Below are 12418 nucleotides of genomic sequence, written 5' to 3' on the forward strand. Positions count from 1 at the left end.
GTTCTCCTTTGATTCCCTTCCTACAGCATGATTGCGAACAAAAGAGGCTAGAACAAGTGTTCTAAACCTCTGAGTCTACTCTCCATACGGATTTCTGACCTTCTGTAGGATGGTTCTGCATCAAAACTCATTGGTACCTACCATTTTATCATAATTTATCATGGAAGAAAACTCTCCATACTGGCAATAAACAAAGGAGTATGACCACCGGATAATAATAAGCTAGCGCATTCAAGGTCATATGAAGGCAAATGTTATACTCGATCCGCTTATAGCGATAAGCCACCCAAGTTAAGATCAAGGACATGCCTCCGTAAGCTACCCACTCCCCTAGGGTACTCGGTCCATGCAAGTACGTAAAAAAGAGAGCACCGGCTAGATAACCGATTGGTTCTGCCCCTCGAAAGATCAAACGAGGGATAATGGCCCGACAGAGCAGCTCTTCTAGAATCGGAGCAACAAGGATCACGACCATGCCCATAGCAAGAAAAGGAGCATGAGATTGCAGTTCATTCAGAGCCGCTTGGTTTGCCGTCGTACCACCTGCCTCTTGTTTCAACAAGGGATAGGCGAGCAGGTTATTAGCCATCAACAAGAGAAGAAAAAGAAAATTTCTCCCCAAAGACGGCCAGGTTATAACCCGAGCATCTAAGTTCTCCAGAGGGCTCTTTTTGATGACTATATAAAAAATAAATAGCACCGCCACTGTCACCAAGAGAGTGAGGATAGTGACCCACCTTGCATCCATTCCTTCTTGAAGGGAATAAACCATGGTGATGAGGGGGAATTGTGAGAGAAAGAATAAGGGCACAAAAAGAAGGAGCCAGAGGGCATTCTTACATAATGGGTGCTTTCGAACAAATGACTGTATATTTTTCAATGGACAACCTCTTTCTTGTATAAAATAAGAAGACTGGGGCTTTCGCCTCCAGCCTTCTCTCTTTATTACAGTTTACTGATTTTTGAAACGTTCAACGTCACGCGCAATCACCAACTCTTCATCCGTTGGAATCACCAATACCTTCACACGGGAATCATCTGTAGAAATATCTCCGACAACTCCAAAGACGTTCTTTTCAGGGTCGACCTTGCAGCCAAACCAGCTGATTCCATTGATAATAGAAGAACGAACATTTACTGCATTTTCACCGATTCCTGCTGTAAAGATGATGGCATCTGCACCATTCAAGACTGCTAAGTATTGACCGATGTATTTTTGCAAACGATCGATAAAGATATCGTAAGCCAATTTAGCTTTTTCGTCTCCATTGTGCATCGCTGTATGGATATCCCGCATGTCACTAGAAGATCCAGAAACACCCAGAAGACCTGATTCACGATTGAGGATACGGCTGATATCTTCAGGTTTATTGAAATCCTCTGTATGTTCCATCAAGTAAGGAATAATCGCTGGATCGAGATCCCCTGTACGGGTTCCCATCATGACTCCACCTAGAGGGGTGAAGCCCATTGAGGTATCGACAGAGATTCCCTTGTCAACCGCTGTAACAGATACACCATTTCCAACGTGGCAGGTGATCAATTTCAATTCTTCTAATGGTTTTCCAAGAAGTTTAGCAGCTTCACCCGCTACATACTGATGACTGGTTCCATGAGCACCGTACTTACGGACCTTATTTTCTGTGTAATATTTGGTTGGAAGAGGGTAACGATAAGCTTTTTCCGGCATGGTTGTATGGAAAGAAGTATCAAATACCACAACACTGGTAATATTTGGACAAATCTCTCTAAAGGCGCGAATTCCAGCTGCATTTGCAGGATTATGAAGAGGTGCTAACAAAGACAATTCTTCTACTTTTCGAAGGACTTCGTCATCTACCAAGGCAGAATCCTTAAAGTATTCTCCACCAGCAACGACGCGGTGGCCCACACCTGTAATCTCATCGTAGGATTTGATAATATCAAAACGAATCAAATCATCCAACAAAATTTTTACAGCTTGTGTATGGTCCTGGATATCTAATACTTGTTTTTCAGAGCGTCCATCAAATTTAACAGTTGAAATAGAATCTTTCAAACCGATCCGTTCAATCAACCCTTTTGCAAGAACAGTTTCCTCTGGCATTTGGTACAATTGCCATTTCAAACTAGAGCTTCCTGCATTAATAGAAATTGTTTTCGACATATATTCACCTCATTAAGCGTTTTCACTTCCTCTATTATATCAGATCTTTGATCAAATTTCACTATCCTTTAACCAGTTTTGGAAACTTTCCATAAAGTGAACCACCTGGTCTTGATCCTGGAGATCGGTAAAAGGATAGACAAAGGGCTGAACAGACTCTTCTTCTTGTTTTCGTAGGACGAAAATCGTCTTAGCATAGGCGGGATTTGAAAAAAGAGATTCTGGCAAGGTCAGCATGGCAAGGATTTGAGCCTTGTCTGTTAGCCAAGCTTTCAACAGATCACTCTGAGGGCTCGTCAAGAGGTTATTTGGAGCCAAAAAGATGGCTACTCCTTGAGGTTTCAGGTATTTCAGAGCCTGTTCCATCATGAGGTGATGAGCATAGGTATGGCCTTCGGAGCTCGCCACCTGATAGCGCTGTGCAATCGCATCATCTGGATAATAGCCAATCGGTAAGTCGCTAACGATCAAGTCACTTTCTTTCAACACTTGTGGACGCACCGCGTCGCCTTGTGCAAAGACAACGCTAGACTCCATCACATCTGCGATACTAGCAGATAGATCAATCAAGAGATCATCCACTTCCAATCCTAAGTAATCAATCGTGAGGCGGCTATTGTTGACAATGGTCTCAGCGAGATTTCCGGTTCCACTTCCCACTTCTAAGACATCCAATTGGTCGCCTTTGGCCAACTGATCGATCAAAAATGTAATGATAAAACCAATCGCATCTGGTGTGAACTGGTGATTCGCTTGTAAAGGTTCTGTCTGAGCAGCTTTCATAAAAAGGAATTGGTAGGCTCTGCGCCATTCTTCCTTACTTAAACCTAGTTCTTTTAATTTTTTGCTATTGTTTTTAACGATGTCTAGATTCGTCTTGCCATCCAAATACATGGCATTCTGTTCAATTAAGGCGTCATAAAAGTTGGTCGACAATTCATTTTGAATACTTTGAGTGTTTTCTAATAGATAGGTATAGACTTGTTCAATTTTTTCGAAATTCATGATTTCCTCCGCACCCTATCATACCAAAAATTAGTCTTTTTCGCTATTTTCTGATGGTTCCTTGGTCTCGTTTAGCGTCTCTTCAGAAGGCGTTTCGCTCCCTGCCTTCTCCTTATCTTTCTGTGTCTTCTTCTTTTCTTTTTGGCTCTTCTTACTTTCTTTTTCTTCCCTTACTGGAAGGACAAACTCATAGCTTTCGCCATCCATCTCAGCCTGGGCATGAAGAAAACCAGTATCCTTCTTTAGCTGAACGGTTCCAGATTTTAAATGAATCTCTGATGTCTTCTCATCACTCTTTCTCTTTTCAAGAGCCATTTGCACCAAAGCATAGGCCTGAAGGCGATCTTGACTCGTCTTTAAGATTCGTCTTTCCGCAACCTGACGGTGCAGGTAAAACTGAAGCAAGAGACTAAAAATCGCTGCCATCAAGAGAGCGTAAAGCAAGACACCAGCCTTAACTTTTTTCATTTTGTATCGCTGGTACCACATGGTAGACATACTCCCTTTCTAGACCATCTTCAAAATTCAACCGCAGATGAAGCGACTCTCCCTCCTGCCAAATCTGACTAGAGTGAACCCCTGAAATCATAGGCTGATAGCCCCTGCCCTTATCATCTGTTTTTCGGATATCATCCCCTTTCGATTGACCAATGGCAATTGGTTTTTGATCCTGAACCAAGTAGATATGATTGTCCGCTACTTTTTCAAAATGACTCCGATCCAATTCCACCTGCAATTGTTGCTGAAAAAGTATCCATTCTTCCTGCTTTTGATGTGCCTGGTAGTCCAATTCAGCATGCAGGAGCTTGGTCAAGCCTTGAAAGACCAACACTCCCCCACTGAGCACCAAGAGAGCGACCAAGGCTTCGAGCAGGGTAAAGGCCTTGACCTTTCCGTTATTCCACATGCAGTACCACCTTCCCTTGATGATAGACCGTGAGTTGATCGGCATCTTTTTCGACTTGAACCTGAATGCCATTGGCCTCTAGATGATTTTGCCCTGTCTGAAGCGCCATTTGAGCGACAGATAAGACCTCTACCTCTTTGAAATCCGCTAGTCGCTCCTTGCGCGAACGCCGGATCTCCCCTAACAATAAGGTCGTAATCATGGCAAATAAACCCAAGGCTACCAAAGATTCTATGAGAATACTAGCGGGAACGGATGCTTTTTTTAATTTTCCCATTTCCAAGCGAAAGCTGATAGGTCACCACTCCTCTCTGTGTCTGAAAGTGAACATTGGCCAGGGATGAATTGCCACCTGCACGGTCTAAACGAATAGTTTTAGGATCTTGCAAAATGACAGAATCAGGAATCTCCACCGTCTGGTAAGGCGTTTGAATCTTCCTTGCAGTCACTTCAACATCCAATTCCGTTTGCCTTGCCAGCGCTATTTTCTGGCTTTCTTGATAGAGGTGTTCAAACTCTGCAAAAAATACTTTTTCTTCCACCTGCTGAAAGCTCGTCTTGATCGATCCCGATAAGCCCAGATAGATAAAACTGACGATCATCAAGGTCAGAAGAGTCTCCACCAAGGTGAAGGCCTTAATCTGCAACCGCACGAGTTTCTCCACTATTTTTCGCATAATAGGCACGATAAGATTCTGCTTGTTTGTTGGTAATATTTCCATCAGCAATTAGCTTTGATAGAGTGGCTTGGTCATTGGTATGATTGAGCTCGTACAATTCAGCCTGACTTTCGACCACCTTCACAACCGCTGCATTTCCTGTCTCTTTCACGGAGTCTTTTTGCTTGGTCAAATTCGGCACAAAGAGCAATAAGAGCACACTGATGATCAATAAGACCACCAACATTTCAATAAGTGTAAAGGCCTTAACCTTATAGGTTTTTAATTTTTTCATAAACGAACCTCCATATTTTGATAAATCGGCAGCAACATGGCTGCATAGAGTAAGACAATCACAAGAGCCACAAAGACAAACACCAAGGGTTGTATTACATTCATGGCCTTGTGAACCCGACGAAAGAAATCTTCCCATGTTTTTTCAGCATAGATCTCTAGCTCACTTCCGAGCTTTGATTTGACTTCACCATATTCAATCATAAGAGGCAATTCTTTTTTGAAAAAAGGATACCCCCTGACCGTCTCTGAAAAGGACTGGCCACGATCTAAAGAAAGAGCTAAGTCCCTTCCAATTTCTTGAAAAAGCTGGGATTTTTGGTCCTGCATCATGGAAAAAATCTGAGTCAATTCCAATCCTTGCCCAATCAGATTGCCCCATTCTCTGGCATAATAGGCTGTCAAATAAGCTTGAATCATGCCTTTTCCGAAAGGCAGATGAGACAAGGTTCTAAAAACGTTGATCTTGCCTGACTGGCGGTAATAGAGAAATCCGAGTAAAAAGAAGGCCACCAGTCCCGCTCCTAAGACCAAAAAGAGTTGGGGGAAGGAACTGATCAATTGCGTCCCAATATTTTGAGCATCCATTTGAGGAAGCAAATAATTGCGCAAGCCTAGCATAATTAGAACTAAAAATCCAAGCAAGATGAGAGGATAGGTGCTCACCTCGATCAACTTTTTCTTGACCTTGCGCATGTTTTCTAGGTAAGCACTGATTTTCTCCAAGCTCAATGCAAGATTGCCATGGAGCTCAGCGAGAGACAGCTGTGTCGTCACTGCATCTGAAAAACCGATCCCTGCCATCATCTCTGAAAAACTCCGCCCCCGCGAGAGATCCTCTCGCATCTGGGAAACCAAACGACTCTCCACTAGGTGAGAGCGATCCAGAAAATCGACAATCTCAGACAGGTGAAAACCACTCGAATAAAGATTCAAAAACAATTCGATGATTTGCTTTTGTTTAGCGGTAGATAATTTTTTCGGCTTGGGCCTGAGCCAGCTGGATATATCCCGATTGAGCCAAGAGATCCATTTGTTGGTTCCAGCGGCTGGCTGAGTGCTCTTGGTAGTTTTCCGTCGCAAAATCGACCACACCTCCTCCTGCAATTAATCGTTGGTAGCAAATACCTTGTAAAACAATCTTGAGCTCTTCCTCACTCACTCCAAGTTCTAAGAGCCTCTCATAAACACCTCGAACGCTCTTGGCATGAATAGTAGAGAAGACGGTGACTCCTGTCAAACTAGCTCGTACGACTGCACGAGCTGTTTCCTTATCTCGGATCTCTCCAATGATGAGAAGGTCCGGCCGATGGCGTAAGGAGAGTTTGATCAGGTTGTCATAGGTCATGCCGATCTGGTCATTCAGCTGAAGCTGAAGCATATTATCCTGCTTGATCTCGACAGGGTCTTCAATAGACATGACTTGCTGGTCCGCAAAGCGCTCTTGCGCCAAAGCATGCATGAGAGTGGTCTTTCCCGAACCAACAGGACCTGCAAAGAGATAGAGACCACGACCGGCCAATTTCTTCTGCAAGTCTGGCAACTGATCAAACCAAAACCGCAATTCACGTTCCTCATCATGCAAGAGCCGAATGACCAAGCTTTCATAGCCACGATAATCTCCCACCGTCGACAAGCGAATCGAGACCACTCCATCCTCTAATGGGTAATCACACGACCCTAGCTGGCTGCGCCTTTTTTCTCCCACATTCATCCCTGCCACGAACTTAAAGTGGCTAATCATAGCCGTCATGTCCTCAAAAGGGAAGGACTGCACAAAGCGCCTCTCGTCTCCCACCCTCATAAAAACCTGGTACTCCTCCTTCCGAGGAATGAAGTAAAGATCCTGAGCCTCTTCCTTCTTTCCCATACGGATCAGTTTTTTTGCAATTTCTTGAATCATAGTTCCTCCTCTCACTTATACTATTCGAAAAAGAAGACAAAAAAAGAAGACTTTCTAGATCGCTCTAAAAAATCTTCCGCATTTCTCTTATGACAGGGTCGTCCCCTTTTTTGAATCGAGTGTATATTGACAAGAACGGTGTTTGCGACTGCCTCTTTCCTTTTCGTAGCCTGGGCGGAGCTTGCTTTTAGGGATCTTATGCTCGTCTTCTAGGAGGACAATCGAATGGAAAAACTGCACATCTTCACTGCAGTCCTCACACCACTCTTGCTCCTTGGTATCCCAAAAGATCGTCATGAGGTCACTCCGACTCTTATAACTTGGAAAGTGCTCATTTAACTCCAACCACTTCTGCTTGTAGTATTTCAAAGCCTGGTAATAGTCTTCAAACTTCCGACTACTCACGATATCTTCTTCCCAACCTTCTAAAAACCACCAGGGTTCACAGTCCCCGTACATTTCAATCACTCGATACATAAACTCTTCCATCCTTTGTATCCTCTATTATATAGAAAATCCTTTGAGAATAAAAGTTTTCTGCTCAGAGCATGATTTTTCAGGTAGTTTTCAGGTGATTTTCACAATTATTTTTCAAAAATAGACTGCCTAATTGCTATTGGTTCCTTTTTTCGAGAATCAAAAGAAGAGAGTCCCAACAAAATGGACAGACCATCCTGGGGAACTCTCTTTTCTCAAGTATTTAGAACAATTCTAGTGCAATCATAGTTGTCATGGTTGCATCGTAATAGTTATTCAGAGGTAGATCTTGTGTAAAGATATACTTGTTCTGTTGCACCAACTTCAGATAGCCTTTTTCGTGTTCAGAAGCATAGACTATCGGTGCCAAAAAACTTGCTGCCTGATGATTGTTCAAGGCTTTTCCTTTCAAGTCATAACCCGCGTACAGGTTTCTTTGACTCTTGAAAAAGTTTAACATCTTTTTCACCAATTTTTGACTGGTTGCATCCTTACTTTGAACAAGATTATATGGAAGGCGACAAGCATTATACGAGTAGGCTCCATCATACTTGGATTCAATCGTCTTGGGATCCGCTACGCGAGTCCCTTGCTCATCTACCCAGATGAAATCAGGTAGTAAACCTGTTTTTGTTTGGGAGCTGATCGTTTGGAGTTGCTGCAACATCTTTTCTTTGATGTCCAACCACTTCGAATCTTTTGTCACTTCATAAAAGATCTGGAATTGCGCTGGCAGTGTATCAGACGTCCGCATCAAATGATAGAATTCCGAATCCTGATTGGCCCAATTTCCCACCGTTAACACACCGGTTTCTTCATTGTAATTGTGTGCGAGAATATCTTCTAAAATCGCTTTGGCTTGAGCCTGGTAGTCTTTGGCTTGCTTTGGCCATTGCTGAGCAGCTTTTAGAAGAGCATAGGCAATATAGAGATCTCCATCTGTGGCGTTATGGTCCTCATCCTTTGCTTTTCCATTGCTGATGGTTTGTTTCCAAGACATCAATTGGGTACCCTCCAAGCGATGATTTAGATAATATTGATAGAGTCTGTCAAAGTCTGCTTGTTGGGCCTGTCCTTTTTCAGCAGCCGCAACAGTAATGAGCATTCCATAACTTTGCGCTTCGGATAACACTACCGTTTGATTGCTATCATTGGTAGTTCGAACATAGGATTCTTTTCCTTTTGAAACAACCAAATGCTCATTCCACTGACGATAAATTCGATTTCGCATGTCCACTTTACTTCTCGTTCTCGCTAAAAACAAGGTCAAACAGAAAATGCAAAGGATGACTAGAAACCATACATATCTCATCTTTTTCGTATTCATAATTTCTCCTATCCTGCGAATCGTTTTGTTTTAACCCATTTAGTTTCTTTCCGGTGCAATAATTTATCCATCACAATCGAAGAGATGGCATCAATCGATACAATGATAAACAGTTGAGAATAGGTGAAGTAGGCAGCTAAGGCCAACCAAATTTGCTTGGTAGTTGCTTGACCAAATTGTGAGGCAAGAGCCACATTAATCTGAAGTAAGTAGAGCCCAATCATCAAGATCCAATTGAACAACATCAATTGCGCAATATAGATATTTTCTGAATCAAAGGCAAATGGAATTTGCACGCCTGGCACCACTGTATGGAGACACATGGCCAGAATATTGGCAAAAAAGATCAAGTCTGATAACACGATAGCTGCATTGAACCAGAAGAAGATACAGGAATAGTTGGTCACTTCTAACTTCACGCGCCAATTTCCCTTACCAAATAAATGCTTGAAGTTAGAAAGAACCACTTCATAATTCCCTTTGGCCCAACGTTTCCGCTGCATATAATAACTCTTCAGGGTCTCAGGTTCCTGTTGAAATGCTTCTGAATTATAGGCTAGAGCAATCAATTTCCCACTTTGCATAATCTTAAAGGAAATATCAGTATCCTCTGTTAAGGCACCGTTTTTCCATCCCCCAATACTCTTGACAAATTCAGTTTGAATAATGAAGTTGGTTCCTGGAATCCGTCCAATCTTAAAGAGATGCCACATGCCTACATGGTGAACCCGTTGGGTAACGACAATTTCTTGGTTGATACAGCGGGTCAAGAAGTTTTGACCGGCATTCCGCGTTTTATTGCGACCAAAAGAAGCCACATGACGCTCTGGATCTTTGAGCACTTCTTTCACAAGGAAATAAAGAGCATTCTTTTCAGGCATGGCATCTGCATCATAGACACAGATATAGTCTCCGGTCGCCATGGCCAAAGCGTCATTTAACACACCGGCTTTCCCACCTGTCCCACTGCGATTGATGATGGTCAAATCACGTCCTGCATACTCTGGCAATGCTTTAACTGCCAAACACTCTTCATAAGTGCGATCGGAACAATTATCCGCAAACAGTAGTAATTCTACACGATCATGTGGGTAGTTCAAATCAAGGATCGCTTTGGCTGTCTGTGCAATAACCACATCCTCATTATGGGCAGGTACGACGATCGTCACTTTTGGATAATAAGGAAGCGGATCCGTATTGACACGAAAATCACTGTGTTTAAACCAAAAATGAACGGCTGAAAAGAGGATCACTAAGCCCCAGGCTAAGGATAACCAAATCGAAATCAAGGCAATAATCATCACAATTTGACTAATCATGGTCCACCGCCTTAAAGTTTTTATTGACACGGCGGTAAATCACCGTATAAGCTACAAATAATACAATAAAGCACAAGGCAAAAAATACACTAATGCCTACAGCTATATTAAAAAATATATTTGTAAGAGACATGTTTTCCTCCTAATATTCCACAATAATATCTGTTTCAAGTTGACGTTTTAAGTAACGAATCATTTCTTTATAGCGATGGTATTTGGTTCGATTGGATTGATCCACTACAAGAAATCCTGACTGAAATTGGATGCCCTGAACCCCATCTTCTCCTTGGAACACCAGTCCTTCCAACTGTGGTTTTAAGACCGTCATATAATCGCTCTTCAGATCCCGCTCGCTATCAGAAGATAAGATCAAGAAATTACCGTCTGATACATAATACAAGCTTTCATTTGGCTTTAGATGATGCGTTAACAAATAGTTGATTTGGTTCAAGGTCCGATTGTACTCTCTCGGTTGCAATTGGAAGAACAATTCCTCGTGCGACCAGTGAATGAGTAAGGCCTGAATCGTATCATTGGTTTGTCCGCCATAAGAAGCGATGCGGTTGCGGTAATCTGCGTAAGCTTCTGGCTCTTGATCCTTCACTTTTGCAATCTCTTTAAAGAGGTGATAGCGAATTCGGGTCAAGATTCCAATCAGGATCGGAAAACTAAAGAGCAAGAGCAAGGCTTGATGAAATGGGATATAGACGACACCCGCCACTAAAAAGACAATCCCAAGGGCAAATGACAACAGGATGGTCCATGTCAACAATAAATCCGATAAAACAATAGCAGAAAATAATCCTAAAACAAAGAACAATCCTTCTTCAATCAGAATCTCTCTTGCAAAAAACAAGCAGTAAAGTAAAAGAAGTACTTCGAAAACAATCAAAATCAGCAACCATCTACTTAACTTTTCCGTTTTTTTCATTTATTCTTTCTCTCCCTCATGAAATTCTTCAGCAACCTCTCCCTGGCCAAAGTAATGTTTAATGGCTTGTACGATTCGCTCAGAAGCTTTTCCATCCCCATAAGGATTTCGGGCATTTGCCATTTGAAGATACAGGCTTTCGTTGGTTAAGAGCTCTGTCATCGTCGTTTTGACGACGGCAGGATCCGTTCCAACTAATTTCAAAGTTCCCGCTTTGACCCCTTCTGGGCGTTCCGTTGTATCGCGTAATACCAATACCGGTTTCCCTAATGATGGCGCCTCCTCTTGCACCCCACCTGAATCCGACATGATAAAGTAACTTCTCGAAGCTAAGTTGTGGAAATCTAGCACATCTAGAGGCTCAATGAGGTGGATCCGATCATGATCTCCTAATAGATCGTTTGCCGCCTCTTGGACCGCTGGACTAAGATGCACTGGGTAAACCACTTCAATAGTCGGTTCTTGATCCACCATTTCTCTCAGAGCTCCAAAGACCGCTCGCATGGGTTGGCCTTGATTTTCTCTTCGATGCATGGTGACCAGGATGACTTTTTTATCTGGATCCAATTGATCTAACACTTCGTGGTGATAGTCCTCTTGAACCGTGAGTTTCAACGCGTCAATGGCAGTATTTCCCGTCACTACAATAGAGGATTCCGGATGATTTTCTTTTAAGAGATTGGCCTTACTTTCGCCTGTCGGCGCAAAATACAGATCCGCTAAATCATCCGTCATTTGACGGTTCATCTCTTCAGGATACGGTGAATATTTATCAAAGGTTCTCAAACCAGCTTCGACGTGACCAATGCGGACTTGATTGTAAAAGGCAACCAGACTCGTCGCAAAGGTGGTTGTCGTATCTCCATGGACGAGCACCATATCCGGCTTTTCTTTTTTGATAATTGGATCTAATTGATTCAGAATTTTAGAGGTAATGTCCAATAAGGTCTGGCTTTTTCCCATAATATCCAAATCGTAATCAGGTACGATGTTAAAGGTTTCTAAGACCTGGTCCAGCATTTGACGGTGCTGGGCAGTGACCACTGTGATGGTCTCAATAACCTCCTTTTGTTTTTGTAACTCCAGCACCAAAGGGGCCATCTTGATGGCCTCCGGTCGCGTCCCAAACACAACCATAATTTTCAATTTTCCCATAAACTTCTCCCGTTGACATGCATGTAATTCAACATTTTTTTAAATTGTGTACATCTTTTTTCATTCTACCGCCAATGACTTTAAATGTCAAACCGATTTTGGGTTTTATAAAGAAATTACTAATAGTTAGTCATTTTATTATTTTGGTGTTTAGAATACATATCCATATAATCACTAATTGTAAGTATTTACAGCACGACTTTTACCGGGCTAATATTTTTGGTAAAAAAATAATTCAATAATTATACAATTATTTTTCAAATAATAAATTTTTATAATTTTTGCAAAAAAAAAG

At 42.2% G+C, this 12418-nt stretch carries 16 protein-coding genes; all 16 read right to left on the reverse strand.

Annotated elements, in window-relative coordinates:
- Nucleotides 1-148 precede the first annotated feature (148 nt).
- Nucleotides 149-880 carry a CPBP family intramembrane glutamic endopeptidase gene (locus tag HMPREF1195_RS07900; RefSeq protein ID WP_023919645.1) on the reverse strand — a complete coding sequence of 244 codons (732 nt, stop codon included), beginning with the start codon at nt 878-880 and terminating at the stop codon, nt 149-151.
- 72 nt (nt 881-952) lie between these two features.
- Entirely contained in the window at nt 953-2146 is a 1194-nt protein-coding gene (locus tag HMPREF1195_RS07905; protein WP_023919646.1) for an acetate kinase, read from the reverse strand.
- Between the two features lie 51 nt (nt 2147-2197).
- Nucleotides 2198-3151 (reverse strand): class I SAM-dependent methyltransferase, encoded by a 954-nt coding sequence (locus HMPREF1195_RS07910; RefSeq protein ID WP_023919647.1) that lies wholly within the window; start codon nt 3149-3151, stop codon nt 2198-2200.
- Nucleotides 3152-3181: 30 nt separating this feature from the next.
- Nucleotides 3182-3640: a competence type IV pilus minor pilin ComGG gene (comGG, locus tag HMPREF1195_RS07915; RefSeq protein ID WP_023919648.1), complete on the reverse strand. Its 459-nt coding sequence runs from the start codon at nt 3638-3640 to the stop codon at nt 3182-3184.
- Nucleotides 3606-4058 (reverse strand): competence type IV pilus minor pilin ComGF, encoded by a 453-nt coding sequence (comGF, locus tag HMPREF1195_RS07920; RefSeq protein WP_003004681.1) that lies wholly within the window; start codon nt 4056-4058, stop codon nt 3606-3608. Before comGF ends, comGG begins: the two co-directional genes overlap by 35 nt.
- On the reverse strand, nt 4048-4335 hold the full coding sequence (gene comGE / locus HMPREF1195_RS07925) for a competence type IV pilus minor pilin ComGE (RefSeq protein WP_003004353.1): 288 nt from the start codon (nt 4333-4335) through the stop codon (nt 4048-4050). Before comGE ends, comGF begins: the two co-directional genes overlap by 11 nt.
- Nucleotides 4301-4705 carry a competence type IV pilus minor pilin ComGD gene (gene comGD, locus HMPREF1195_RS07930; RefSeq protein ID WP_003004513.1) on the reverse strand — a complete coding sequence of 135 codons (405 nt, stop codon included), beginning with the start codon at nt 4703-4705 and terminating at the stop codon, nt 4301-4303. Before comGD ends, comGE begins: the two co-directional genes overlap by 35 nt.
- Complete coding sequence (gene comGC, locus HMPREF1195_RS07935) at nt 4695-5012, reverse strand: competence type IV pilus major pilin ComGC (protein ID WP_023919650.1); 318 nt, start codon at nt 5010-5012, stop codon at nt 4695-4697. The genes comGD and comGC overlap by 11 nt, the downstream gene beginning before the upstream one ends.
- Nucleotides 5009-6040 (reverse strand): competence type IV pilus assembly protein ComGB, encoded by a 1032-nt coding sequence (gene comGB / locus HMPREF1195_RS07940; RefSeq protein WP_192832140.1) that lies wholly within the window; start codon nt 6038-6040, stop codon nt 5009-5011. The genes comGC and comGB overlap by 4 nt, the downstream gene beginning before the upstream one ends.
- On the reverse strand, nt 5973-6914 hold the full coding sequence (gene comGA, locus HMPREF1195_RS07945; RefSeq protein WP_023919652.1) for a competence type IV pilus ATPase ComGA: 942 nt from the start codon (nt 6912-6914) through the stop codon (nt 5973-5975). Before comGA ends, comGB begins: the two co-directional genes overlap by 68 nt.
- Before the next feature lie 87 nt (nt 6915-7001).
- The gene (locus HMPREF1195_RS07950) at nt 7002-7391 is read right to left on the reverse strand and encodes a DUF1033 family protein (protein WP_031572596.1); all 390 of its coding nucleotides are present in this window, start codon (nt 7389-7391) and stop codon (nt 7002-7004) included.
- A 223-nt stretch (nt 7392-7614) separates the two neighbouring features.
- Nucleotides 7615-8718, reverse strand: a complete 1104-nt coding sequence (locus HMPREF1195_RS07955) for a family 8 glycosyl hydrolase (protein WP_023919654.1) — start codon at nt 8716-8718, stop codon at nt 7615-7617.
- An 8-nt stretch (nt 8719-8726) separates the two neighbouring features.
- Nucleotides 8727-10037: a glycosyltransferase family 2 protein gene (locus HMPREF1195_RS07960; protein WP_023919655.1), complete on the reverse strand. Its 1311-nt coding sequence runs from the start codon at nt 10035-10037 to the stop codon at nt 8727-8729.
- Nucleotides 10030-10170: a hypothetical protein gene (locus HMPREF1195_RS11240; RefSeq protein WP_003004308.1), complete on the reverse strand. Its 141-nt coding sequence runs from the start codon at nt 10168-10170 to the stop codon at nt 10030-10032. Before HMPREF1195_RS11240 ends, HMPREF1195_RS07960 begins: the two co-directional genes overlap by 8 nt.
- Nucleotides 10171-10179: 9 nt before the next feature.
- A complete protein-coding gene (locus HMPREF1195_RS07965; protein WP_023919656.1) occupies nt 10180-10968 on the reverse strand; it encodes an MMPL family transporter in 789 nt (262 codons plus the stop codon).
- Nucleotides 10969-12123, reverse strand: coding sequence for a non-hydrolyzing UDP-N-acetylglucosamine 2-epimerase (gene wecB, locus HMPREF1195_RS07970; protein WP_023919657.1), 1155 nt, complete (start codon nt 12121-12123; stop codon nt 10969-10971). It lies immediately after the preceding gene.
- Nucleotides 12124-12418 lie beyond the last annotated feature (295 nt).

Source organism: Streptococcus parasanguinis CC87K (assembly GCF_000507765.1).
In the GTDB taxonomy this organism is placed as follows: Bacteria; Bacillota; Bacilli; order Lactobacillales; family Streptococcaceae; genus Streptococcus; species Streptococcus parasanguinis_J.

What these genes read in the sequence shown, in the direction of transcription:
- HMPREF1195_RS07905 (WP_023919646.1), bottom strand. Translation starts at nt 2,146, where the DNA reads ATGTCGAAAACAATTTCTATTAATGCAGGAAGCTCTAGTTTGAAATGG.
- HMPREF1195_RS07910 (WP_023919647.1), bottom strand. Translation starts at nt 3,151, where the DNA reads ATGAATTTCGAAAAAATTGAACAAGTCTATACCTATCTATTAGAAAAC.
- comGG (WP_023919648.1), bottom strand. Translation starts at nt 3,640, where the DNA reads ATGTGGTACCAGCGATACAAAATGAAAAAAGTTAAGGCTGGTGTCTTG.
- comGF (WP_003004681.1), bottom strand. Translation starts at nt 4,058, where the DNA reads ATGTGGAATAACGGAAAGGTCAAGGCCTTTACCCTGCTCGAAGCCTTG.
- comGE (WP_003004353.1), bottom strand. Translation starts at nt 4,335, where the DNA reads ATGGGAAAATTAAAAAAAGCATCCGTTCCCGCTAGTATTCTCATAGAA.
- comGC (WP_023919650.1), bottom strand. Translation starts at nt 5,012, where the DNA reads ATGAAAAAATTAAAAACCTATAAGGTTAAGGCCTTTACACTTATTGAA.
- comGA (WP_023919652.1), bottom strand. Translation starts at nt 6,914, where the DNA reads ATGATTCAAGAAATTGCAAAAAAACTGATCCGTATGGGAAAGAAGGAA.
- HMPREF1195_RS07950 (WP_031572596.1), bottom strand. Translation starts at nt 7,391, where the DNA reads ATGTATCGAGTGATTGAAATGTACGGGGACTGTGAACCCTGGTGGTTT.
- HMPREF1195_RS07955 (WP_023919654.1), bottom strand. Translation starts at nt 8,718, where the DNA reads ATGAATACGAAAAAGATGAGATATGTATGGTTTCTAGTCATCCTTTGC.
- HMPREF1195_RS07960 (WP_023919655.1), bottom strand. Translation starts at nt 10,037, where the DNA reads ATGATTAGTCAAATTGTGATGATTATTGCCTTGATTTCGATTTGGTTA.
- HMPREF1195_RS11240 (WP_003004308.1), bottom strand. Translation starts at nt 10,170, where the DNA reads ATGTCTCTTACAAATATATTTTTTAATATAGCTGTAGGCATTAGTGTA.
- HMPREF1195_RS07965 (WP_023919656.1), bottom strand. Translation starts at nt 10,968, where the DNA reads ATGAAAAAAACGGAAAAGTTAAGTAGATGGTTGCTGATTTTGATTGTT.
- wecB (WP_023919657.1), bottom strand. Translation starts at nt 12,123, where the DNA reads ATGGGAAAATTGAAAATTATGGTTGTGTTTGGGACGCGACCGGAGGCC.